Raw genomic sequence first — 24,060 nt, forward strand, 5'->3', positions numbered from 1 at the left:
TTTGGGGTTGGGTTTCAAGTCCGGGAAGTCGAGGTTGTAGTGCAGGCCGCGGGACTCTTTGCGCTGCATGGCGCAGTTGACGATAAGTTCGGCAACCTGCAGCAAGTTGCGCAGCTCCAGCAGGTTGTTGGAGACCCGGAAGTTGGCGTAGTACTCCTGCACTTCCTGCTTGAGCATGTCGATGCGGCGCTTGGCCCGCTCGAGGCGCTTGGTGGTGCGCACTATGCCCACATAGTCCCACATCATCAGCCGCAGCTCGTGCCAGTTGTGCTGGATCACCACCTGCTCGTCGGAGTTGTCCACTAGGCTCTCATCCCAGGCAGGCAGGCTCGGCGGTTCCATGCTCATCGGCAGCTTGGCCAAGATGTCGGCTCCCGCCTGATGGGCATAGACCACACATTCGAGCAAGGAGTTGGAGGCCATGCGGTTGGCGCCGTGCAGGCCGGTATAGGTCACCTCGCCAATGGCATAGAGGCCGGGAATATCGGTTTGACCATTGTTGTCTATCATGACGCCACCGCAGGTGTAGTGGGCGGCAGGGACGATCGGCATCGGCTCTTTGGTGATGTCGATACCGACGGCGAGGCAGCGCTCAAAGATGGTCGGGAAGTGCTTGATGATGAAATCAGCCGGCTTGTGGCTGATGTCCAGATACATGCAGTCTGCGCCCAGGCGCTTCATCTCATGGTCGATGGCGCGGGCGACTATGTCCCGTGGTGCCAGCTCGGCCCGCTCGTCGAAATCCTGCATGAAGCGGCTGCCATCCGGACGGCGCAGATAGGCGCCTTCGCCACGCAATGCCTCGGTCAGCAGGAAATTGGGATCGTCCGGGTGGAACAGGCTGGTGGGGTGGAACTGGTTGAACTCCAGGTTCGCCACCCGGCAGCCGGCGCGCCAGGCCATGGCGATGCCATCTCCCGAGCTCACATCCGGGTTGGAGGTATATTGGTAGACCTTGGAGGCGCCGCCGGTGGCCAGGGCCACGAAACGAGCACGGATCACCTCGACCTGTTCGGCGTTGCGGTTCCAGACGTAGGCGCCCAGTACCTTGTTGCCCGGCAGACCCAGCTTGCGGGTGGTGATGAGATCCACCGCGTTGAAGCGCTCCATCAGCTGGATATTGGGGTGAGCGCGCACCTGATCGACTAGCGTGGTCTGCACCGCCTTGCCAGTGGCGTCGGCGGCATGGAAGATGCGGCGATGGCTATGACCCCCTTCCCGGGTCAGGTGATAGTGGGGCTCGCCGTGGTCATCCGTCTCCTGATCGAAGGGAACCCCTTGCTGGATCAACCACTGGATGGAGTCGCGGGCATGGCGGGCGGTGAACTCGACGACACCGGGGTCACACAGGCCTGCGCCTGCGTTGAGGGTGTCACTGACGTGGGATTCGATGCTGTCGGTTTCGTCGAAAACGGCAGCGATGCCTCCTTGCGCATAGAAAGTGGCCCCCTCACTGATGGGCCCCTTGCTCAGAACCAGGACTCTTGCCTGATCGGCCAGTCGCAAAGCGAGAGACAAACCGGCGGCACCGCTGCCAATGATGAGAACGTCGCAAAGGTATTCAACACTTGCTTTCATAAGTATCATTGGCCTGGATAAAGAACTGGCACCATGGTAGCCCAAGCAAGGGTAACGGTGCAGCACGCATCACTTTTTTTTCAACTAAAGCGAACTTTCTCTGATTCTCCCTGTCTGAACTTGTGCGCTTAGGAAGGGCCGGAAAAGAAAAACGATAACCTTAATGGGGGTCTTACGGCCTGATGAGCGACCAGAATTTACTGGACGAACAACTGGTTGAGCGAGTCCAACGTGGCGATAAAAACGCGTTCAACCTGTTGGTAAAGAAATACCAACACAAGGTGGTCAACCTGGTAGCCAGGTATGTCAATAATCCGGGCGATGTGCCGGATGTAGCGCAAGAGGCCTTTATCAAAGCCTATCGGGCGCTGCCGACATTCCGTGGCGAGAGTGCCTTTTATACCTGGTTGTACCGAATTGCCGTCAACACGGCCAAGAATTACATCACCTCCCAAGGGCGCAGGCCGCCCAGCAGTGACGTGGAGGCTGACGAGGCAGAATACTACGCTGGTGGAGAAGCCCTGCAAGAGGTCGCCACCCCGGAGAATTTGGCACTGACCGACGAGATAAAACGGACAGTGTTTGCCGCCATAGAGGCGCTGCCCGAGGACTTGAGGACAGCTATCACCCTTCGTGAATTGGAAGGGCTGAGTTATGAAGAGATTGCAGAAATCATGGATTGTCCTGTGGGTACGGTGAGATCCCGCATCTTCAGGGCGAGGGACGCAATCGATAAAAAGCTGAAACCTCTGACTGAGAATTAAACTGGGGAAGACAGGTTAACTTATGGCAAATAAACAGCAAATCTCGGCCCTGATGGATGGTGACCTGAGTGATGTACAGGAACTCGACTTCTTGGCGATGGATGCCGAGTCGTGCGATACCTGGAGCCGTTACCATCTGATCGGTGATGCCATGCGGGGAGATCTGCCGCTCAATCTGCAGCTGGATCTCAGCGACAAGATAGCCTTGGCACTTGATGACGAGCCGACCATATTGGCCCCGATTGCGGCGCATGCTCAGCCTCTGCGGCAACCTGGTCGTGTCATCCCCTTCCTGCGCCGTGCCGGTCAGCAATTTGGCCAATATGCCATTGCCGCTTCGGTCGCCGCTGCGGTCATCTTCGGGGTGCAGCAGTATCAGGGCCAGGATCCTGCCATGCAGACCAACCCTGTGCTTAACACTATCCCCGTTGGCGGCAGTGCCTCGCCGGTAAGCGTTCACTACGCTCAGGATGGTGAACGCACAAGTCGTCAGCAAACATTGAACGAGCAGCAGATGAATGAGCAGCGGGCGCGCATCAATGCCTTCTTGCGCGATCACCAGTTGCAGCAGCGCCTGTTGCAAGACAAGCAGGTTCAGGAATAAGGGCCTATCCGCCATCACCTTCGTCTCAGGAATGCTAACGTGCGCCAGTCCAGCCGTATCCTGCTGGCATCTGCCCTACTGATTTGTGCCAAGGCCTCGGCCGACGAAATGTCGGCCGAGGCCTTGTTGCAGCAGATGCAGAGTGCCTCCACCCAACAGAATTTCGAACTCTCCATGGTCAAGGCGAGACAAGGGCGGATCGAACCGCTCAGGATCAGCCACGCCATCATAGATGGCAAAGAGGTGGCTCATCTGAGTTATCTGGATGGCAAGGCGGTGGAGTACCTGCAGCGCCAAAATGAGTTCACCTTCTTCGAGAACACCCACGAACCCTATACCCTCAAAGGTGGTCGTTTCCCCGGTATCTGGTCCACCCTGGTCAGCATGCCGCTGGCACGAGTGCTGGGCAGCTACGATCTGGTCGTCGCCGGTCGCAGCCGGGTGGCTGGCCGGGTATCCCAAGTGATCCGTATGGTGCCCAAGGAGGCGGACAAGTACGGTTTTGTGCTCTGGCTCGATGAAGAGAGCCATTTGCTGCTGCGCGCCGACATGATCGACAAAGAGGGCAACCTGGTCGAGCAGGTGCTGGGGGTCGATCTCGATCTGATGACGGTGCCATCCCCCTGGCTGGTGACCCTGGCCAGCAGCAAGCTGCCCCAGGCTCTGGCGTTGGAAGATGCCTATCCGGCCCCCCAGCAGACGCTGAGCTGGCAGATCACCTGGTTGCCAGAGGGATTTAAAGTGCTCTCTCAGGACAAGCACCAGCTGGTGACCACCAGTACTCCGGTGGACTATATGATGCTCTCCGATGGCCTGGTGGATCTCTCCGTCTACGTGGTCCGGGTCGATCCCAAGCAGGCTGTGCGTCAGCAACTCATCCGCCAGGGGGCAACTTCTCTGGTGAGTTTCGTCAACGATGTCGGGGTCGAGATCACTGTGGTGGGGGAGGTTCCGGCCGATACCGCCAAGCGCATTGCCGAGTCGGTGCGTCCACTGACCCGCAACGAGACGGTGCAGTAGGTGTGCGGATGACGTATGGTGGGCGCGATCAGCGAACGGAGGAACCGAACCTTGGATGAGATGAGCGAAGAGGTGGCGACAGTGGTCGCCATTGACGAGCAGCACGTCTGGGTCGAGTGCGAGCGGCGCTCAGCCTGCAGTGGCTGTCAGCAGCAGTCCAACTGCGGCACTGGTACGGTTGCCAAGGCTTTTCCCCAGCGTCAGCAACGGATCCGGGTACCAAGAACCATGACGCTGGCGGTGGGTCAGCAGGTGCGGCTCGGCATTCCCCAGCAGAGTCTGTTGCGGGGCGCGGCCCTGGTTTATGTGTTGCCCCCTGTTTTTGCCTGCTCGTTGGCGCCTTACTCGGCCAGCTCTGGTTGGCGCCCCTGCTTGAGGGGGGAGAGGGTATTACCATCCTCAGTTGTCTGGGGGGCGGTGCCTTGGGTTTCCTGCTGGTCCGCTTCTATTCAAACCGTCTCGATCAGGGGGCTTATGGTCCCCGCATTTTGGGCGCGGTACTCACTACTCGCACCCTGTCATAACCATGTTGGCCAGCGCCTGGCCTACCCGCAGACTAAAGATTGGCCGTTTAGCGGGTTATCCAGTAAAATCCTGCCTCCATATCCGGCCCTAACCTAATTTGAGTGATCCCTGCTCGATGAAATACATTCGTAACTTTTCGATTATTGCGCACATAGACCACGGTAAATCGACCCTGTCGGACCGTCTGATCCAGACTTGCGGTGGCCTGTCCACTCGCGAGATGCAGGCTCAGGTGCTTGACTCCATGGACCTGGAGCGCGAGCGCGGCATTACCATCAAAGCGCAGAGTGTGACCCTGAACTACCAGGCCAACGACGGTAACACCTACCAGCTGAACTTTATCGACACCCCGGGTCACGTGGACTTCTCCTATGAGGTATCCCGCTCGCTGGCTGCCTGTGAAGGGGCGCTGCTGGTGGTCGATGCCGGTCAGGGGGTTGAGGCACAGACTCTGGCCAACTGCTACACCGCCATGGAAATGGAGCTGGAAGTGGTGCCAGTGCTCAACAAGATAGACTTGCCGGCCGCAGAGCCCGAGCGGGTCGCCGAAGAAATTGAAGACATCGTCGGCATCGACGCCGTCGATGCGGTGCGCTGCTCCGCCAAGACAGGTCTGGGAGTCGACCTTGTGCTGGAAGAGATCGTTGCCCGCATTCCGCCCCCCGAAGGCAATCCCGATGGACCGCTGCAGGCGCTGATCATCGACTCCTGGTTTGACTCCTATCTGGGGGTCGTCTCCCTGGTGCGCATCAAGCACGGTTCCCTCAAGAAGAACGACAAGATCAAGGTGATGAGCACCGGTCAGGTGTGGGGCGTGGATCGCATCGGCATCTTTACGCCCAAGCAGGTCGATACCCAGGGTCTGGGTTGCGGCGAGGTAGGTTGGGTGGTGTGCGGCATCAAGGATATCCACGGTGCCCCCGTCGGCGATACCCTGACCCAGGCCAAGAATGGCGCCGATAAGGCGCTGGCGGGCTTCAAGAAGGTCAAGCCACAGGTGTATGCGGGTCTGTTCCCCATCTCCAGCGATGACTATGAGTCGTTCCGTGATGCACTGGACAAACTCTCCCTGAATGACGCCTCCCTGTTCTTCGAGCCAGAGAGCTCCACCGCGCTGGGCTTCGGCTTCCGTTGTGGCTTCCTTGGCATGTTGCACATGGAGATCATCCAGGAGCGCCTGGAGCGGGAGTATGACTTGGATCTCATCACCACGGCGCCGACCGTAGTGTATGAAATCGAACTCAACGATGGCTCTACCATTCGCATCGACAGCCCGTCAGCCATGCCGCCTGTGAACAACATCAAAGAGATGCGCGAGCCCATCGCCGAGTGCAACATCTTGTTGCCGCAGGAGTACATGGGCAACGTCATCACTCTGTGTATCGAGAAGCGTGGCGTGCAGACCAACATGGTCTATCACGGCAAGCAGGTGGCACTGACCTATGAAATCCCCATGGCGGAAGTGGTGCTCGATTTCTTCGATCGCCTGAAATCGACCAGCCGTGGCTATGCCTCCCTGGATTACGGCTTCAAGCGTTTCGAAACTTCCGACATGGTGCGTCTGGACATCATGATCAACGGTGAGCGGGTCGATGCCCTGGCCATCATCACCCACAAGGAGAACGCCCAGTATCGCGGTCGCCAGGTGGTGGAGAAGATGCGTGAGCTGATCCCGCGTCAGATGTTCGATATCGCCATTCAGGCCTCTATCGGCAACCAGATCATCGCCCGCAGCACCGTCAAGGCGTTGCGCAAAGACGTGACAGCCAAGTGTTATGGCGGCGATGTGAGCCGGAAGAAGAAGCTGCTGAACAAGCAGAAAGAAGGTAAGAAGCGAATGAAGTCCCTGGGCCGTGTCGACGTGCCGCAGGAGGCCTTCCTCGCCATTCTCCACGTTGGAAAGGACTAATAGATGGCAAGCACGTTCTCCCTGATCCTGGTCATCGTCTGTCTGGTGACCGGCATTATCTGGTGTATCGACAAGCTGGTGTGGTCCAAGCAAAGGGCTGCCAAGATCGCCATGGCCCGTGCCCATGGCGGTGCAGGCCTGGATGAGAAGACCCTCGCCAAGGTGGCCCCGGTGCCGGTATGGATCGAGCAGACGGCGGGGATCTTCCCCGTCATCACCTTAGTGCTGATACTGCGATCCTTCTTGTTCGAGCCGTTCCAGATCCCGTCGGGTTCCATGATGCCTACCCTGCTGGTGGGCGACTTCATCCTGGTGGAGAAGTTTGCCTACGGCCTCAAGGATCCGGTCAGCAACACCAAGTTCCTGGAAACCGGTGAGCCTGAGCGCGGGGATGTGGTGGTGTTCAAGTATCCGCTGGATACCCGGGTTGACTACATCAAGCGTGTGGTTGGCATGCCGGGAGACAGGGTCATCTATCGCAACAAGCAGATCATGATCCGTCCCAAGTGTGAAGAACAGGAAGGGAAAACGTGCCCGGGCTTCAAGAAGCTCGATGTCACCTTCGACAAGCGAGGTGAATTCAGCCAGATGGGGATACCGCTGGATCGCTTTACCGAGCAGTTGGGTAGCGTGAGCCACGATACCCTGCGCAACCCCTTGATGCCGGATCTGGTGGATCGCTACTATCGCCAACCCGGTACCTATCCGGATGAGTGGGTAGTTCCAGAGGGTCACTACTTCGTGATGGGCGATAACCGTGACAACAGTACCGACAGCCGCTTCTGGGGCTTCGTGCCCGAGGAAAATCTGGTCGGCAAGGCCGTTGCCATCTGGATCAGTTTCGAATTTGAGCGCGACGAGAGTTCCTGGCTGCCAAGCTGGGTGCCGACTGACGTGCGCTTCAACCGCATCGGCGGAATAAAGTAATGATGAATATCAAGATGAACAGACTGCAGTCCCGTCTCGGGCATGTCTTTTCAGACAAGGATATGTTGACCCGCGCCCTGACCCACAGAAGCGCAGGATCCCGCCACAATGAGCGTCTGGAGTTCCTCGGGGACTCCATCCTCAGCCTGGTGATTGCTGATGCGCTCTTCCATCGCTTCCCGCAAGCGGCGGAAGGGGACCTCAGCCGGATGCGTGCCACCCTGGTGCGCGAGAAGACACTCGCCGAACTCGGCCGCGAATTCGAGCTGGGGGATCACCTGATCCTGGGCCCGGGCGAGCTCAAGAGCGGTGGCTATCGCCGTGAATCCATATTGGCCGATACGGTCGAGGCGGTGATAGGCGCCGTCTATCTGGATACCGATCTTGAGGCGGTGCGCCGCCTGCTGCTCAATTGGTACGCCAGCCGCCTGGACGAGATACGCCCGGGCATAGATCAGAAGGATCCCAAGACCCGTCTGCAAGAAATATTACAGGGAAGCCGTAAATCCCTGCCGACCTATACCGTGACCAAAGTCAAGGGTGAGGCGCACAACCAGGAGTTCACCGTGCACTGTGCCGTGGATGGTCTGGATGAGCCCCTTATCGGGGTCGGTACCAGCCGCCGCAAGGCCGAACAGGCTGCGGCGCAGCAAGCATTGGAAAAACTGTCATGACAGGTCTGACTGATCCGGCAAGGCGCGGTCTTTTAACACAACAAGCATTGGAAAAATGGTCATGACAGATACCACCTATTGCGGCTTTGTCGCTATCGTGGGCCGTCCCAACGTGGGCAAGTCCACCCTGCTCAATAAACTGCTCGGCCAGAAGGTCAGCATCACCTCGAAGAAACCCCAGACCACCCGTCACCGGATCCTGGGGATAGACACCGAGGAGAACTACCAGACCATCTATGTGGATACCCCGGGTCTGCACATCGAAGAGAAGCGGGCCATCAACCGCCTGATGAACCGTGCCGCCACCAGTTCGCTGGGGGATGTGGCCATGGTGGTATTCATGGTCGATGGTACCCACTGGACCAAGGATGACGACATGGTGCTGGGCAAGTTGCGCCATCTGCCCTGTCCCGTGGTGCTGGCGGTCAACAAGATCGACAACGTCAAGGACAAGGAAGACCTGTTGCCCCACCTGGAGTGGCTGGGTCAGCAGATGAAATTCGCCCATATCCTGCCGATCAGTGCCGAAAAGGGTACCAACGTGGAGAAAATCCGCGAATGGTCCAAGGCGCAGCTGCCACAGAACGTGCACTTCTTCCCGGAAGATTACGTGACCGATCGTTCGTCCCGCTTCATGGCCTCCGAGATCATCCGCGAGAAGCTGATGCGTTTCACCGGTGAAGAGCTGCCCTACTCGGTGACCGTGGAGATAGAGCGCTTCAAGGTAGAAGAGAACGGTATCTACTACATCAATGGCGTGATCCTGGTGGAGCGCGATGGCCAGAAGAAGATGGTTATCGGCAACAAGGGGGAGAAGATCAAGACCATAGGCACGGAGGCGCGCATCGACATGGAACGTCTGTTCCAGAACAAGGTGCATCTGGAGCTCTGGGTCAAGGTCAAGTCGGGTTGGGCCGATGATGAGCGCGCCCTGCGCAGCCTCGGCTATGGCGATGACTGATTGCTGACGCCGGCCTTCGTCATCCACAGTCGGCCCTATCGGGAGACCAGTCAGCTGGTCGAGGTGTTTACCCAGGATAGTGGCCGATTTACCCTGGTGGCTCGCGGTTCTCGCGGGCCACGCTCCCCTCTCAAGGGACTGTTGCAACCCTTCTCTCTGCTCACCATCGCCTGGCGTGGCAAGGGCGATCTCAAGAATCTGACCGAAGTCGAGTGCCCGGATTACTCCCTGCGCCTCGGAGGCGATCTGCTGTTTTACGGTCTCTATCTCAACGAGCTGGTTTATTACCTGCTGGAAGCCCACACCCCCTTTCCCGAGGTGTTTGACGGCTATGCCCGCGCGCTGATGGCGCTCACCGATGGCGAAACCCCCGAACTTCCTCTGCGCCGTTTCGAGTTCCTGTTGCTGCAATCCCTTGGGTATGCGGTGGATTTTGAATATGCCGCCGACGATGAGAGCATCATCAGGCCCGAGTTGTTGTATGGCTTCGAGCGCGAACTCGGTTTCGTGGCTTGCGAGCGAACGGCAGATCCCCGTACCCTGTTCCTCGGCGCCCATCTGCTGGCCTTCGCCGAGGGGCGCTTCGATAGCCCGGCGTTGTTGCAGGCGGCCAAACGGTTCAGCCGGCTGGCGTTGCAGCCCTATCTGGGAAAGCGTCAGTTAAAAAGCAGAGAGCTGTTTTTGAAGCGAAGAAGCAATCCCTGAGGCTGACGGCAGTTGGCGCCGCAGCCTCTTGGGTGTCAGAACGCGCGAGCTAAAGCGTCCTGTGTGGTTTATCAAGTGAAAGGTCAGTTGCTCGGCGTGAACTTGGAGCCAGGGACTCTCTCATCTTTGCCTGTACTGGCCAGAGGATGACAAGGCCAGCCGTGGATTTTTATACAGACTTTCAAGGAGTAGTTAATGAGCGATATCTATCTGGGTGTGAACATCGACCACATTGCCACCCTGCGCAACGCCCGGGGCACCCAATACCCGGATCCGGTGCAAGCCGCCTTCGTCGCCGAGCAGGCCGGGGCCGATGGCATCACGGTTCACCTGCGTGAAGACAGACGCCACATTACCGACCGTGACGTCGAGATCCTGCGCCAGACGATACAGACCAGAATGAACCTGGAGATGGCGGTGACCGAGGAGATGATCGCTATCGCTTGTCGCATCAAGCCCCACTTCGTCTGCCTGGTGCCGGAGAAGCGCACCGAGGTGACCACGGAGGGCGGTCTGGATGTGGCTGGTCAGTTGGATAAAATCAGCGAGGCGGTGCGTCGTCTGAGTGAGGTGGGTGCCAAGGTGTCACTGTTTATCGATGCGGATTACCAGCAGATAGACGCGGCCGTGGCGAGTGGCGCTCCCTTCATCGAGATCCACACTGGCCGTTATGCCGATGCCCCCACCGACAGTGAGCGCTGCGCGGAGTTCAAGCGTATCGCCGCCGGTGTCTCCTATGCCGCCGGGAAAGGCCTCAAGGTCAATGCTGGCCACGGCCTGCATTACCACAATGTTCAGGCTATCGCCGCCATTCCCGAGATTTATGAGCTCAACATAGGCCACGCCATCATCGGCCGTGCCGCCTTCGACGGCCTGGCCAAGGCGGTTGCCGACATGCGTGTCCTGATGCAGGAAGCGCGCGCCAGCGTCTGACATCCTCCGCTGGCAAAACGTGGTACGAATCGCCAGCGGGCTATCCGCTGGCGGTTTCTTTTTTGGGGGGCGGGCAGGGCTGGAGCTAGTCTGGCGCTCGGCATCAGGGATGCGGTGGATGGTACTTCTCAAGCAGGGCCATCAGGATAGCCTGACTCTCGCCATCGGGTTCGCTGTCGACTCTGGCCGCGCGAAAATGCAGCTGGAAGGCACGCAGGGCGTCCCGGCTTGGGGCATCCCAATCTCCGCTCTGGGGCAGGTCATAACCATAACGAGCAAGCGCCTGCTGCCAGCGGGCCGCATCCCAGCGAGCCTGGGGGTCATGTGCCAGCTCGGCATGCAATTTCGCCACCCGCTCCTCGTCGGGCCAGGCACCCACCCCGTATTCCAGATGGAGGCGCCGCCAGGGGAAGCGGGGGCCGGGATCCAGCTTGCGGGTCGGCGCTATGTCGCTATGAGCCAGTATCTGGGTCTGGGGGATATGGTAGCGCGCAACGAGAGCTTGACTGAGTTCGCCAACGGCGGCGATTTGCGCCTCGGTGAAGGCTTGCCAGTGACGAGCATCGACCGGCAACTCGGCATCGGTGGCGTCATAGCCAAGGTTTACTATCTCGATGCCAAGGGAGCTGGCATTGAGCCCTGCCTGATGGTGCCAGCGGCTGCGACCGGCATGCCAGGCGCGCTGGCCGTCCGGCACTAGCTGGTAGACGGGCAGCGGTGTGCGGTCCGGCGTACGGGGCACCAGATAGTGGGCACTGACCTTGTAGGGGGATTGGGTGAGCAGGCGCAGGGAGTGATCATCGTCCTCGTCCGTATAGTGCAGGATCAGGAAGGCGATGCGCTCATCCTGGCTGGCGCTCTGATATTGGTGTTCGAGTCGATAGCTGGCGGGTTTGCAGCCTTGCAGGGCGAGGATCGCCAGCAAGAGAGTAGCGCAGAGTCGCAGAGGGGAGAGGGGCGCCGCGCTCCGCCCCAGGCCAGTAGATCGGCTCAGGCGGGGGAGCGACGGCGCAGCCATGACTCAGCCGCGCAGCTGCGCAGTCAGGCCAAGCAGGAAATTGCGCAGTATCTGATCGCCACAATCCTGATAGTGCTTGTGATCCTTGGAGCGGAACAGGGCACTCAGCTCGGATTTGGAGAGCTTGAAGTCGGCAGCCTTGAGGGTAGCGAGCATGTCATCTTCCTTGAAATTCAAGGCGATACGCAATTTTCTCAAGATGAGATTGTTGTTGATCCTGTTGGGGATCTGCTGGGGCGGCGCGTCTTCGCGTACACCACGACGCACGACTATCATGCCGTCGAGGAACTGGCTGAGGGCGGCGTCAGGACAGGCGACAAAACCTGCTTCTTGCTCTTCCCCTTCGGCGGCTTCTTTCAGCAACCAGCTGTGGAGCTGGGCGTGATCGACGGTCAGGTTGCCTTTGGCAAACATCTCGACCATCTGGTCGTTGCTGATGGTGAGGGCGTAGCGCAGACGGCGCAGAATATCGTTATTCGTCATGTTGACTCCTGTAGAAACGGCGCAACTTTACCATTTACCGGACTTTGCGTCAGAAAAAGCGGCCAAGGCTGCGCCGGTACCCTTCAAAGGTAGCGGGGCGCCTCGGCACGCACCTGTTCTATGGCGTCTTGCAACTCCAGCAGCTCGGGCTCCAGTTCGGCCAGGGCCGCGCCATCACGCAGCTGCTGCTCGAGCTGGGAGAGCAGCCGTTGCAGGCCGGGCACGCCGGAATAGGCACAGCCGCCATTGAGCCTATGGAGCTGATCCAGCACCTGTTGCTGTTCGGCCTCCCCCCGGATGGCTGCATCCAGCAGGGGATCCAGCTCGTCGAAGCTTATCAGCAACATGGTCAGCATCTCTTTGGCAAGCTCGGGCTTGTTGGCTGCCTGGCGCACGGCCAGGGTCCAGTCGATCTGCTCTATGGCACTGCTCTGGTGGCGCCGGTGGGCAAAGTCCTTGATGAGCTGAGCCAGCATGGCCTCGTCGATGGGCTTGGCCAGGTAGTCGTCCATGCCCTGACGGATAAGGCGCTCGCGCTCACCGGGAATGGCGTGGGCCGTCACCGCCACTATGGGCGTCTCGGTATTGAGGGACTGGCTGCGGATCGCCTGGGTGGCGCTGATGCCATCCATGATCGGCATCTGTATATCCATGAAGATGATGTCAAAGCCTTGGCTCTGGGCCTGCTTGACCGCCTCCTTGCCGTTCTTGCACAGCACGACCTGGCTGACCATCTCCTTGAGCATGGCGGCGATGAGCTTGAGGTTGGCGGCGTTGTCATCGACTGCCAGCACCCTGATGTCCTCAATCTGCCGGGGGGGGATCAGGGGTAGCGCCAAAGGCTCGTTTTTGATCGCCTCCGGCGAGAGCAGGGCATGGAGCAACTTGCGGTGATTAATGGGCTTGGAGAGACAATGTTGGGCCCCATGTTGGTGCATCGTCTCGTACAAGGCGGGTTCGTGGCTGCTCAGCAACACGATGCGATTCTGCTGGCCCTTGAGATCATCAAGGCGGGCCAATACCGACTCTGTGCTGTGACGCTGGCTGCTGCCGATCACCACCATGTCCTGGTCCGTGATGGTGGGCCAGGGGGCGTTGGGCTCCACCAGAACGACATCCAGTAACCACTCCTTCAACAGGGCGCAAAGAGAAGCCTGAGCGAAGGGATCCGGCTCCAGCAGCCAGACTCGCCTGCCGCGGATACGGTCCAGCGGCAGCTGATCGGCCTGGGGCAGGGGAGAGACTTCCAGATCCAGGCTGAAGGTGAACACGGATCCCTGTCCAAGCTCTGAATCGAACCGGATGAGTCCGCCCATTTGCTGTACCAGCTTCTGGGTGATGACCAGACCCAGGCCAGTGCCCCCATAACGCCGGGATATGGAGGAGTCTGCCTGGTTGAAGGCCTGGAACAGCTGGCGCTGCTGATCTGGCGAGATGCCGATACCGGTATCGCGGATCTGCACATTGAGGCGGAATCTTCCCTGGTGCAGGGGGCCGCTCTGACTGATGTGGACATCCACGTTGCCCTGCTCGGTGAACTTGATGGCGTTGCCCGCCAGGTTGGTGATCACCTGTTGCAGCCGCATGGGATCGCCGGTGAGATGATCCGGGACCTCGCTATCGACGCGCAATGAGAGTTCGAGCTGCTTGTCGTGGGCGCTTGGCCCGAGCAGGTGCATGGTTTCGTTGAGGGTATCGCGCAGGCTGAACGGGATATGCTCGAGTTGCAGCTTGCCCGCCTCCAGCTTGGAGAAGTCGAGGATGTCGTTGATGATGCCGAGCAGGTTGCGGGCCGATTTCTCAATGGTCTGCATATAGTCGGTCTGGCTCGGCGTCAGCGCCGTCTTGAGCAGTTGACGGGTGAAGCCGATGACACCATTGAGGGGGGTTCGCAGCTCGTGGGACATGTTGGCGAGGAACTCGGATTTGACCCGGGCCGCCTCCTGGGCTCGCTTCTTGGCCATGTCGAGCTCGACGTTCTGGATCTCTATCTGTTCAAGTGTTTCCCGCAGATCCGACGTGGCCTGATCGATATTCTGCTGCATCTCCTCGTGATATTCGGAGAGCGCCTTGGCCATGGCGTTGATGCCGTTTTTCAGCATATCCAACTCGCCGGTGAGCTGGCCGCTGACTCGGGTATCGAGTCGCCCCTCCCTTATTTTGTGCACCGCCTGCACCATATCCGTGATGGGCTGAGTCACGCTCTTGACCAATCTGAAGCCGAACAGGGTGCTGACGGCGATGCCAATCAGTACCATGATCACCGCGAAGAAGGTATCGCGGTATTGCAGGATCATGGCTCTGTCTGTGGTCATCTGCATCGAGATGTAGCCAATAACGGGGGGCTCGACATCGCTGGGCAGCGGGAAGCCATCCAGGCTGGTTTCGGCCTGAATGGGGGTGCGTAGAATGATGTCGTCCCCGTACAGGGTGACGCTGGTAAGCTCGGGGATCTGGCTGCCGTCCGGCAGTCGCAGCCGGGTGAAGTCCCTGTGATAATTGGACGTCACGAACAGCTGGTTGTCTTGGGTAAAGACGGCGATGGACTTGATGAGCGGTGAGTTTTTTCGGTGAGTCAGACCAATCAGCCGTTTGAGCGATTCTCGGCTGTGCTGGGTCATGCCGTATTCACTGGCGATCGCCAGGGGCTCTATGATGTTGATGCCCTGATCGATCAGGTTGTTTTCCAGCTGCTGGTAGCGGTGGAAGGTGAAATAACCGGCCATCAAGCCGCCGATGATCAGGGTTGGCAATATGGTAAAGGCGAGCACGCGGGCTCTCAGGCCATATTTGGTCATGGGGTCAGTCCCCCGCTCATCAGGGGTGGCAATAAGGTGAATGACAAGGCATGAGTGCGCAGGCCGGATAGGGTCATGCGAATGGTCCCCCGATCATCAGGGTTGGTAATTAGGGTTAACGACAGGGCTCGAGCCCGCAGGCCGGATTTGGTCATACTATTATTCTTGTGGGACAATAGCCTGCTGCAGATTCCACAATCATGACATAGCCACCTATAGGCACCAAGTTTTATGGCCCAGTTTTTCAAGCCCCAAAAGAAATCCACCCAGCTCCAACGTATTGAAATTACGGTAGACAGTCTGGACCATCACTGCGTCGGCATCGGTCGCCATCAGGGCAAAGCTGTCTTCGTCGAAGGGGCCCTGCCCGGTGAACGGGTCAAGGTTCGCCTCACCGAGGACAAGAAGCAGTATGCTCACGGTGTCTTGCAGCACGTGGTGAGTCCGGCCGAGAATCGCATCGAGCCCTTCTGTGGTCATTATCGCGAGTGCGGTGGCTGCAATGCCCAGCACCTGAGCGGTGCCGATCAGCTTGCCGCCAAGCAGGCCGGGCTGGTTAGCCTCTTTTCCCGCCTTGGTAACATTCAGGCCCCCGAGCTGGCACCGGCCCTTGCAGGGGAGTCCCGTGCCTATCGCCGGGTCTGTCGCCTGGCAATCAAATTTGACAAGAATGGCCGCTGTACCCGACTCGGCTTTCGCCGTCGCCAGTCTAATGATTTGGTCGAAATAGGCTGTTGCCCCGTGCTGACCGATCCCCTCTCAATGCTGATTGCCCCGCTGCGTGCCTGTCTGAATGGGCTCAAGAGTCAGCGGGAGCTGGGCCACGTAGAGTTAATCCAGGCCGAGCAGGGCGTGCTCATGCTGCTGCGCCACACTGGTCGGCCAAACGAAATGGATCGCGCCCTGCTGCTGGCGTTTGCCGAGGAGTTTGGCATCGATCTCTATCTGCAGGCGGCAGATGACCAGATTGAAGCGCTCAGCCAACAGTTTGCACCCTCTTATCAACTAGATGGCCTGGCTCTTGCATTTGCTCCCGGCGATTTCATTCAGGTCAATGGCGGCATCAATCAGGCAATGGTGGCCCAAGCCATCGACTGGCTCGACGTGGGAGCCGGGGACAAGGTGCTGGATCTGTTCTGTGGCATTGGCAACTTCACCTTGCCCTTGGCTCGCAAGGCCCGGGAAGTGGTCGGGGTGGAGGGGGATCTTGCCATGGTGGCGCGGGCCACCCAGAACGCCGAGCGCAATGAGATTGGCAATGCCCGCTTCTACAAGGCGGACTTGAGTGGTGATATCGCCGGCATGTCCTGGGCGAGGGAGGGTTTTGATCTGGTCCTGCTGGATCCCGCTCGTCCTGGCGCCTTGGCCGTGATGGAACATGTCGTGAAACTTTCCCCCAAGCGAGTGGTCTACGTCTCCTGCAATCCGGTCACCCTGGCTCGGGACAGCAAGGTGTTGATCGAAGGGGGTTATCGCCTGAGTCGACTCGGCATGCTGGATATGTTCCCGCACACTGGCCATCTCGAATCCATGGCGTTGTTCGAGCTGGGGTGATTGCAGTAATCTGATGCCTCGCCAGGGAGAACAACCACAGCCGGACGCTACCTCCGGCTTGAAATTCGGTTGTTGCATCCCCATTTGAGGCGAGTCTCGTCAAAGTGCGGGGTCAGGCGTCAGCCTGGGCCCCAATAATTAAGGATTGATACCATGGTTGCGGTTCGCGATATTCATTTGAAAGACAACTTTACCCTGGACGAGTGGATAAGCTCTCTCTCTCTTGGTGAAGCTGAACAAGACCAGTTGCGAACCGTGTACAAGTATTGCGTGAGCCAGGGTGAGGAGGTACTGACCTCCAGACTCTTGGTGCGCGGGGTCGAGATGGTGGGCATCTTGATGATGCTCAACATGGACGTCGCCACCCTCAAGGCCGCCATCCTTTATCCCTTCGTCGAGACGGGCCTTATCCCGGCTGCCCGGATGGAAGAAGATTTCGGCACCAAGATCGCCAAGTTGGTGGAAGGTGTGCTGGAGATGGAGGCCATCCGCTCCCTGCAGACACTGCATCGCAGCGAGACGTCACCGGAGCAGGTCGACAATGTGCGTCGCATGCTGCTCGCCATGGTCGAGGACGTACGCGCCGTGGTGATCAAGCTGGCGGAGCGGATAGCCTGCCTGCGCGAGGCCAAGCTGGCGGATGAAGAGACCCGGGTGCTGATGGCCCAGGAGATCACCAACATCTATGCGCCGCTGGCTAACCGGCTGGGGATAGGTCAGCTCAAGTGGGAGCTGGAAGATCTCGCTTTTCGTTACCTGCACCCGGAGACCTACAAGCAGATCGCCAAGCAGCTTGACGAGAAGCGCCTGGACCGCGAACGCTACATCCGCGAGTTCGTGCAATCCTTGCGCGATGCCTTGAAAGAGGCTGGGGTCGAGGCAGAGGTCTATGGCCGCCCGAAACACATCTACAGCATCTGGCGCAAGATGCAGAAGAAGCACCTCGAATTCAACGAACTGTTTGACGTGCGAGCTGTGCGGGTCGTCACCAAACGACTGCAGGACTGCTATGCGGCACTTGGCATAGTGCATACTCACTTCCACCATATTCCCCGCGAATTTGACGACTACGTCGCCAACCCCAAGCCCAATGGCTACCAGTCTATCCACACAGTGGTGGTGGGTAACGAGGGCAAGGCGGTAGAGATCCAGATCCGGACCGATCAGATGCACCAGGATGCCGAGCTTGGCGTCGCGGCCCACTGGCGCTACAAGGAAGGAGCCCAGGCCAGCAAGACCACGACCTTTGAAGACAAGATCGAGTGGCTGCGCAAACTGCTTGCCTGGCAGGAGGATCTCTCAGAGAGCGGATCCCTGCTCGAAGACCTGCGCAGTCAGGTGTTCGAAGACAGAGTCTATGTATTCACCCCGAAAGGGGATGTCATCGACTTGCCGGCTGGCGCCACACCCCTCGATTTTGCCTATCACGTGCACAGCATGATCGGCCACCGCTGCATCGGTACCAAGATAGATGGCCGCATAGTGCCCTTTACTTACACCTTGCAGACCGGTGATCAGGTGGAGGTGATCACCCAGAAGGAGCCAAACCCGAGTCGAGACTGGATGAACCCCAATGCCGGTTTCCTGCGCTCGAGCCGGGCCCGCGCCAAGGTCGCTACCTGGTTCCGCAAACTGGATCGGGACAAGAATGTCGCCGCCGGCAAGGAGTTGCTCGATAAAGAGCTGGATAGGCATAATCTGACTCTCTCCAAGGTCGACAAGCAGGCTCTGGAGCGTTTCAACGCCGAAGAGCTTGATGATCTGCTGGCGGGTATAGGCAGCGGTGATATCCGCATCAATCAGCTGCTCAACTATCTGGATACCCGCTACAACAAGCCATCGGCGGAAGAGGAAGATCGTCGCCTGCTGGCGAAGTTGGAGCAGAAGGCCAATACGCCTTTCCGCACCAAACCCAAGGATCACATAGTGGTGGAGGGGGTGGGCAACCTGATGACCCATATCGCCCGCTGCTGCCAGCCGATCCCCGGAGACTCCATCCAGGGCTTTATCACCATGGGTCGTGGCGTCTCCATCCACCGGGAGGATTGCGAGCAGCTCAAAGAGCTGTCTCGCCGCAACCCCGAACGGTTGATCGATGCGGTCTGGGGGGAGAACTACTCCGGTGGCTATGGCCTGACCATCCGCATCCTCTCCAATGACAGATCCGGGCTGTTGCGCGACATCACCACAGTGCTCGCCAACGAGAAGATCAACGTCATGGGGGTGCGCTCGCGCTCCAACGTCAAGGATCAGACCGCCGAGATCGACATGGAGCTGGAGATCTACAACATCAATGCCTTCAACCGTGCCCTGGCCAAGCTCAGTCAGCTCAATGACGTGATCAGCGCCAAGCGCCTCTAAACTCCGCTGACCGGCCCGTGTGGCCGGTCACTCTTTTGACGAATCGAAAGCGAAGACCCCATGTCCAATACCCAAGGTTACGACCTGCCCCGACTGCTCGAAATAATGGCTCAACTGCGCTCCCCGCAGGGCGGTTGCCCTTGGGATCTCAAGCAGAGCTTCCAGACCATAGTGCCCCACACCCTGGAAGAGGCCTATGAGGTGGCCGATGCCATCGAGACTCAGGATTGGGAAGGGGTGAAGGGAGAACTTGGCGATCTCTTGTTCCAGGTGGTGTTCTACGCCCAGCTTGGTAAAGAGCAGGGACTGTTTGATTTTGCCGACATCGTTGCAACCGTCAGCGAGAAGCTCATTCGCCGTCATCCCCATGTCTTCGCCAATGCTGAATTGAGTGACGAGCAGGCGGTGAAGGTGAACTGGGAGGCAGAAAAGGCCAAGGAGCGGGCTGCGCTGGATAAAGAGAGTGTGCTCGATGATATACCGCTCGCACTGCCAGCCCTGACCCGGGCTGCCAAGATCCAGAAGCGCTGCGCCACAGTGGGGTTTGACTGGAAGACCCTCGGCCCCGTGGTGGACAAGATCCACGAGGAGATCGATGAGGTGATGGAAGAGGTGTTGATGGCGGATGTGGACGAGGATCGGGTCAGCGACGAGCTTGGCGATCTGCTGTTTGCCACCGTCAATCTGGTTCGCCATCTGGGCAAGGATCCCGAACAAGTGCTGCGTGGCGCCAATGCCAAGTTCGAGCGCCGTTTTCGCCAAGTTGAGCACTTTATCGCCGCAGAAGGGCTCAAGATGACCGATTGTTCCCTGGAAAAACTCGATGCAGCCTGGGACAGGGCCAAGCAAACCGAGCAAAGTTGATTTGGCGCAAAGCGCCCGGCGCCCGGGCCTGATAGATTTTTGTTCATTGTTTGGGAGAGGGGGTTTTGGTATACTGTTTCCCCGTCCTGCTTCATCCCCGAAGCACCCCTTAAAACTCCCTAAACTTCTTTCAGGTTCAGCATGACGACAAAATATATTTTTGTAACTGGTGGCGTTGTTTCATCCCTCGGCAAAGGCATTGCCGCAGCTTCTCTGGCAGCCATTCTGGAAGCCCGTGGTCTGGATGTGACCATCATGAAACTGGACCCCTATATCAACGTGGATCCGGGCACCATGAGCCCGACCCAGCATGGTGAAGTGTTCGTAACCGAGGACGGGGCCGAGACCGATCTGGATCTGGGTCATTACGAGCGTTTCATCCGCACCAAGATGACCCGCCGCAACAACTTCACTACTGGCCGTATCTACGCCGATGTGCTGCGTAAAGAGCGCCGTGGTGACTACCTGGGTGCCACCATCCAGGTGATTCCACACATCACCAATGCCATCAAGGAGCGGGTGATTGCCGGTGCCGAAGGCCACCAGGTAGCCATAGTCGAAGTGGGCGGCACCGTGGGCGACATCGAGTCACTGCCGTTCCTCGAGGCCCTGCGTCAGCTGGCTGCAGAAGTGGGCCGCGACAGCGCCATGTTCATGCACCTGACCCTGGTTCCTTATCTGGCCGCCGCCGGCGAGGTCAAGACCAAGCCGACCCAGCACTCCGTCAAGGAGATGCTCTCCATCGGCATTCAGCCGGATGTGCTAATCTGCCGCTCCGACCGCGCCATACCGGCTGTTGAGCGCGCCAAGATAGCGCTGTTCTGCAACGTGCCCGAGCGCGCCGTCATCTCCATGAAGGACGTCGACTCCATCTACAAGATCCCGGCCCTGCTGCGCTCCCAGAACGTCGATAACTACTTCATCGAGCGTTTCGGCCTGGAGTGCAAAGAGGCGGATCTGTGTGAGTGGGAACAGGTTATCTACGAAGAGGCCAACCCGACTGCCGAAGTAACCATCGGTATGGTTGGCAAGTATGTCTCCCTGCCCGATGCCTACAAGTCCGTCAACGAAGCACTCAAGCACGGTGGCCTCAAGACCCGACTGTCGGTCAATATTCGTTACATCGACTCCCAGGACATCGAGACCCGCGGTTCGGAGCAACTGGAAGGCTTGGACGCGATCCTGGTACCGGGTGGCTTCGGCGAGCGTGGTGTGGAAGGCAAGATTCTGGCTGCCAAGTATGCCCGCGAGAACAAGATCCCTTATCTGGGTATCTGCCTCGGTATGCAGGTTGCGCTGATCGAATTTGCGCGTAATGTCGCAGGCTTGGAAGGGGCTCACTCCTCCGAATTCAAGAAAGATTGCGCTTATCCGGTGGTCGGTCTCATCACCGAATGGGTTGATGACGAGGGCAATGTCGAGACTCGCACCGAGAAATCAGACCTTGGTGGAACCATGCGTCTAGGTTCCCAGCTCTGCCACCTGGTCGAAGGCTCCAAGGTGCGTCAGATGTACGGCAGCCCGACCATATACGAGCGCCACCGTCACCGTTATGAGGTGAACAACAAGCTGTTGCCGCAGATTGAAGCGGCTGGTTTGAAGGTGACCGGTCTCTCCGCCGACAAGAAATTGGTGGAAATTATCGAAATTCCGGATCACCCTTGGTTTGTTGCGGCTCAGTTCCACCCGGAGTTCACCTCGACTCCCCGTGATGGCCACGCCCTGTTCGCAGGCTTTGTTAAGGCCGCTGGTGAGTATCAGAAGCGCAATTTGAAGTAATTGAAAATCAAATGCGGTTGAGGCAATGTGCCACAACCGCTTTTTTTGAAATGCCTTTTGTTGTTTTTTTACGAAACCTGAGGAAATACACATGTCCAAGATCGTTAAAGTGATCGGTCGTGAAATCATCGACTCCCGTGGTAACCCGACCGTTGAGGCCGAAGTTCATCTGGAAGGTGGTTTTGTTGGTATGGCAGCCGCTCCGTCTGGCGCCTCCACTGGTTCCCGCGAAGCGCTGGAACTGCGTGACGGCGACAAGAGCCGTTTCCTGGGTAAAGGCGTGTTGAAAGCCATCGAAGCCGTCAACGGCCCGATCGCCCAAGCACTGCTGGGTAAAGATGCCAAGGATCAGGCCGCTATTGACCAGATCATGATCGATCTGGACGGTACCGAGAACAAATCCAAGTTTGGCGCCAACGCCATCCTGGCTGTTTCCCTGGCTAACGCCAAAGCCGCTGCTGCCGCCAAAGGCCTGCCGCTGTACGCTCACATTGCAGAGCTGAACGGCACTGCCGGTGTTTACTCCATGCCGCTGCCCATGATGAACATCATCAACGGTGGTGAGCATGCCGACAACAACGTCGACATCCAGGAGTTCATGATCCAGCCGGTTGGCGCCAAGACCCTGAAAGAAGCCGTTCGCATGGGCGCCGAAGTGTTCCACAACCTGGCCAAAGTGCTGAAGTCCAAGGGCTACAACACGGCTGTCGGTGACGAAGGTGGTTTCGCTCCTAACCTGAAATCCAACGCCGAAGCGCTGGAAGTGATCGCTGAAGCCGTTGCTGCCGCTGGTTACGTTCTGGGTAAAGACATCACTCTGGCCATGGACTGCGCCGCTTCCGAGTTCTACGACGCTGAAAAGAACGAGTACAACCTGAAGGGCGAAGGTCGTATCTTCACCTCCAACGAGTTCTCTGACTACCTGGCCGACCTGACCACCAAGTTCCCGATCGTCTCCATCGAAGATGGCCTGGATGAATCCGACTGGGACGGTTTTGCTTACCAGACCAAAGAGCTGGGCAGCAAGATCCAGATTGTGGGTGACGACCTGTTCGTAACCAACACCAAGATCCTGAAGCGCGGCATCGACAACGGCATCGCCAACTCCATCCTGATCAAGTTCAACCAGATCGGTTCCCTGACCGAGACCCTGGCTGCCATCAAGATGGCCAAAGACGCTGGCTACACTGCCGTCATCTCCCACCGCTCCGGTGAGACCGAAGACGCGACCATCGCCGACCTGGCTGTGGGTACCGCTGCTGGCCAGATCAAGACCGGTTCCATGAGCCGTTCTGACCGTGTTGCCAAGTACAACCAGCTGATCCGTATCGAAGAAGCCCTGGGTGCCAAGGCTCCGTTCCGCGGTCTGAAAGAAGTGAAAGGTCAGGCTTAATTCGCCTTCCCTGATGTAAAAGCCCCGCCATCTGGCGGGGCTTTTTTGTTTTTAGGGCCAAGCTGACGCTTTTCATCCGTGGCCGGGCCAAGATGCATCTGCTTTCTTTTGTCTTTCCCGCGAATATGGGAAACTAGGCCGCTTGGAAGGAGACCCAGTGCATGCGGCTATTCACCCTGATCCTGTTCCTCCTGCTGGGGGGCTTGCAATACCACCTCTGGCTGGGGAAAAACGGCCTGTCCGATTACCATGAGATGTCCAATGCCATCGATCAGCAAGAGCAGGACAATCTGGCGCTCAAGGAGCGCAATAGTCTGATTTATCGTGAGATTGACGATCTGACTTCGGGTCTTGAAGCCATCGAAGAGCTGGCGCGTAACGATCTCGGTTATATCAAGCAGGGAGAGACCTTCTACCGGATCATCCCGAACAAGAAGGACGAGCCTGCTGGCGGCGACGATGATGAATAACGGCCTCCCGGATCAGTTCGGCTTGACGGCAGTGGTGCCCGCCGCCGGCATAGGTAGCCGCATGGGGGCGGAGTGCCCCAAGCAGTACCTGTCCCTGGCGGGCAAGACCATTTTGGAACACACCCTGCTCCGGCTGCTGGCCCATCCCGCCATCACGACCATAGTGCTGGCGCTGGCCCCCGATGACTGCTGGTTCGAGACGCTGGTGTTGGCTCGGGACCCGCGTATTTTGCGCGTTCTGGGCGGTAGCGATCGTGCCCGCTCCGTCCTCAACGCCCTGCATCAGGTTAAGAGCGACTGGGTGCTGGTCCACGATGCCGCCCGCCCTTGTCTCACCTCGGCAGATATCGATGCGCTGCTTGCGGTCGGCCTGACTCCGGATGGTGCCATTCTTGGCTCCCGGGTACGCGACACCATGAAGCGCAGCGACGAGGCGGGCAACATCATCGCCACTGTGCCGCGGGAAGCACTCTGGCATGCGCTCACGCCCCAGCTATTTGCGACCCGAACTCTCAAAGGGGCGCTGGAGGAGGGGTTAGCTCTGGGGGCTCTCATCACGGACGAGGCGTCCGCCATGGAGCTGGCCGGTCATGTGCCACGCATGGTCGAGGGGCGTGCAGACAACATCAAGGTGACTCGGCCCGAGGATCTCGCCCTGGCCGGGCTGTTTTTACGCCAGCAGCAAGACGAACTGGCGATTACCAAAGCGACTAAGGAGCAGCCATGATCCGCATTGGCCA

General features: G+C 58.6%; 20 protein-coding genes and 1 pseudogene. 17 read left to right on the top strand and 4 right to left on the bottom strand.

Annotated features, from left to right (window positions below):
- Positions 1–1,578, bottom strand: a 1,578-nt coding sequence (nadB, locus tag G113_RS08485) for an L-aspartate oxidase (RefSeq protein WP_005898860.1), incomplete at its 3' end; no start/stop codon positions are given.
- Positions 1,579–1,760: 182 nt separating this feature from the next.
- On the opposite strand from nadB, the gene rpoE reads away from it, so the two are divergent.
- The 10 genes and pseudogenes from rpoE to pdxJ all read left to right on the top strand — a co-directional run bounded on the left by rpoE (position 1,761) and on the right by pdxJ (position 10,600).
- Positions 1,761–2,342, top strand: coding sequence for an RNA polymerase sigma factor RpoE (gene rpoE, locus G113_RS08490; protein WP_005898862.1), 582 nt, complete (start codon positions 1,761–1,763; stop codon positions 2,340–2,342).
- 22 nt (positions 2,343–2,364) lie between these two features.
- Positions 2,365–2,946, top strand: a complete 582-nt coding sequence (locus G113_RS08495) for a sigma-E factor negative regulatory protein (RefSeq protein ID WP_005898864.1) — start codon at positions 2,365–2,367, stop codon at positions 2,944–2,946.
- Between the two features lie 39 nt (positions 2,947–2,985).
- Positions 2,986–3,966, top strand: coding sequence for a MucB/RseB C-terminal domain-containing protein (locus G113_RS08500; protein WP_005898866.1), 981 nt, complete (start codon positions 2,986–2,988; stop codon positions 3,964–3,966).
- A 60-nt stretch (positions 3,967–4,026) separates the two neighbouring features.
- A pseudogene (locus G113_RS08505) lies at positions 4,027–4,490 on the top strand (SoxR reducing system RseC family protein).
- Between the two features lie 116 nt (positions 4,491–4,606).
- On the top strand, positions 4,607–6,400 hold the full coding sequence (gene lepA, locus G113_RS08510; RefSeq protein WP_005898870.1) for a translation elongation factor 4: 1,794 nt from the start codon (positions 4,607–4,609) through the stop codon (positions 6,398–6,400).
- Positions 6,401–6,403: 3 nt separating this feature from the next.
- Positions 6,404–7,327, top strand: a complete 924-nt coding sequence (lepB, locus tag G113_RS08515) for a signal peptidase I (RefSeq protein WP_005898872.1) — start codon at positions 6,404–6,406, stop codon at positions 7,325–7,327.
- Between the two features lie 2 nt (positions 7,328–7,329).
- On the top strand, positions 7,330–8,001 hold the full coding sequence (rnc, locus tag G113_RS08520; protein WP_040319056.1) for a ribonuclease III: 672 nt from the start codon (positions 7,330–7,332) through the stop codon (positions 7,999–8,001).
- A gap of 61 nt (positions 8,002–8,062) precedes the next feature.
- Positions 8,063–8,962 carry a GTPase Era gene (gene era, locus G113_RS08525; protein ID WP_083940369.1) on the top strand — a complete coding sequence of 300 codons (900 nt, stop codon included), beginning with the start codon at positions 8,063–8,065 and terminating at the stop codon, positions 8,960–8,962.
- Positions 8,963–9,667 carry a DNA repair protein RecO gene (gene recO, locus G113_RS08530; RefSeq protein ID WP_005898878.1) on the top strand — a complete coding sequence of 235 codons (705 nt, stop codon included), beginning with the start codon at positions 8,963–8,965 and terminating at the stop codon, positions 9,665–9,667. It abuts the gene before it with no gap.
- A gap of 195 nt (positions 9,668–9,862) precedes the next feature.
- Positions 9,863–10,600, top strand: coding sequence for a pyridoxine 5'-phosphate synthase (gene pdxJ / locus G113_RS08535; RefSeq protein ID WP_005898880.1), 738 nt, complete (start codon positions 9,863–9,865; stop codon positions 10,598–10,600).
- Positions 10,601–10,703: 103 nt separating this feature from the next.
- Here pdxJ and G113_RS08540 read toward each other — a convergent pair whose 3' ends face one another.
- From G113_RS08540 to barA, 3 genes are all read right to left on the bottom strand, one after another.
- Positions 10,704–11,618, bottom strand: a complete 915-nt coding sequence (locus G113_RS08540; RefSeq protein ID WP_083940368.1) for an N-acetylmuramoyl-L-alanine amidase — start codon at positions 11,616–11,618, stop codon at positions 10,704–10,706.
- Positions 11,619–11,621: 3 nt separating this feature from the next.
- On the bottom strand, positions 11,622–12,101 hold the full coding sequence (locus G113_RS08545) for a YehS family protein (protein ID WP_005898884.1): 480 nt from the start codon (positions 12,099–12,101) through the stop codon (positions 11,622–11,624).
- Between the two features lie 83 nt (positions 12,102–12,184).
- Positions 12,185–14,899 (bottom strand): two-component sensor histidine kinase BarA, encoded by a 2,715-nt coding sequence (gene barA / locus G113_RS08550; RefSeq protein WP_005898886.1) that lies wholly within the window; start codon positions 14,897–14,899, stop codon positions 12,185–12,187.
- 231 nt (positions 14,900–15,130) lie between these two features.
- Here barA and rlmD point away from each other — a divergent pair, with 231 nt between their 5' ends.
- The 7 genes from rlmD to ispD all read left to right on the top strand — a co-directional run bounded on the left by rlmD (position 15,131) and on the right by ispD (position 24,047).
- Positions 15,131–16,453, top strand: coding sequence for a 23S rRNA (uracil(1939)-C(5))-methyltransferase RlmD (gene rlmD, locus G113_RS08555; protein ID WP_005898889.1), 1,323 nt, complete (start codon positions 15,131–15,133; stop codon positions 16,451–16,453).
- Between the two features lie 153 nt (positions 16,454–16,606).
- Positions 16,607–18,814, top strand: coding sequence for a GTP diphosphokinase (gene relA / locus G113_RS08560; RefSeq protein WP_005898891.1), 2,208 nt, complete (start codon positions 16,607–16,609; stop codon positions 18,812–18,814).
- Positions 18,815–18,874: 60 nt separating this feature from the next.
- Positions 18,875–19,678, top strand: coding sequence for a nucleoside triphosphate pyrophosphohydrolase (gene mazG, locus G113_RS08565; RefSeq protein ID WP_005898893.1), 804 nt, complete (start codon positions 18,875–18,877; stop codon positions 19,676–19,678).
- 141 nt (positions 19,679–19,819) lie between these two features.
- Positions 19,820–21,457, top strand: a complete 1,638-nt coding sequence (gene pyrG, locus G113_RS08570; RefSeq protein ID WP_005898895.1) for a glutamine hydrolyzing CTP synthase — start codon at positions 19,820–19,822, stop codon at positions 21,455–21,457.
- 91 nt (positions 21,458–21,548) lie between these two features.
- Positions 21,549–22,850, top strand: a complete 1,302-nt coding sequence (gene eno, locus G113_RS08575; protein WP_005898897.1) for a phosphopyruvate hydratase — start codon at positions 21,549–21,551, stop codon at positions 22,848–22,850.
- Positions 22,851–23,011: 161 nt separating this feature from the next.
- Entirely contained in the window at positions 23,012–23,320 is a 309-nt protein-coding gene (ftsB, locus tag G113_RS08580; RefSeq protein ID WP_005898900.1) for a cell division protein FtsB, read from the top strand.
- Positions 23,310–24,047 carry a 2-C-methyl-D-erythritol 4-phosphate cytidylyltransferase gene (gene ispD, locus G113_RS08585; protein WP_005898903.1) on the top strand — a complete coding sequence of 246 codons (738 nt, stop codon included), beginning with the start codon at positions 23,310–23,312 and terminating at the stop codon, positions 24,045–24,047. Before ftsB ends, ispD begins: the two co-directional genes overlap by 11 nt.
- Positions 24,048–24,060 lie beyond the last annotated feature (13 nt).

Source organism: Aeromonas molluscorum 848 (genome assembly GCF_000388115.1).
In the GTDB taxonomy this organism is placed as follows: Bacteria; Pseudomonadota; Gammaproteobacteria; order Enterobacterales; family Aeromonadaceae; genus Aeromonas; species Aeromonas molluscorum.